The organism is Mesorhizobium sp. BHbdii (assembly GCF_053848045.1).
Window position 1 is genome coordinate 1 of record NZ_JBSPKX010000270.1, and the last position, 417, is coordinate 417.

Annotated in this window: 1 protein-coding gene; it reads left to right on the plus strand. The window is 69.3% G+C overall.

The window, feature by feature from the left end:
• On the plus strand, positions 1-417 hold a 417-nt coding region (locus ACWTU8_RS32990), incomplete at both ends, for a GNAT family N-acetyltransferase (protein ID WP_455851398.1).

The following is a 417-nucleotide window of genomic DNA, read 5'->3' on the forward strand; positions in this document are numbered from 1 at the left end:
GAGCCGGTTCGACGAATCGCTGGTCATGCGATTGCCGCTGGCCGACGCCCAGCTCGATGCCGCCATGGACCAGATCCCGCTCAAGGACATCAGCCGCTTCATCGGCGCGTCGCTCAAGGTCAGCGGCTCGGACGTTTCGCTGCGGCCCGGCCTGTCGGAGATCATCGGCGCCATCCAGCCCGAGGCCGGGCTGTTCGCACTGGAAGATGGGGCAGAGGCGCTGGCGACCCTGATCTGCGTGCATGACGGCGATCTCGCCGGCCTGTTCGAAGTCGCCACCGACAAGGCGGCGCGCAACAAGGGCCATGGCCGCAACCTGATCCGGTCGGCGCTGAAATGGGCGCGGCTGCGCGGCGCGCGGGAGGCCTGGCTGCAGGTCGAGGCCGGCAATGTGCCGGCGCTGGCGCTCTATCGGTC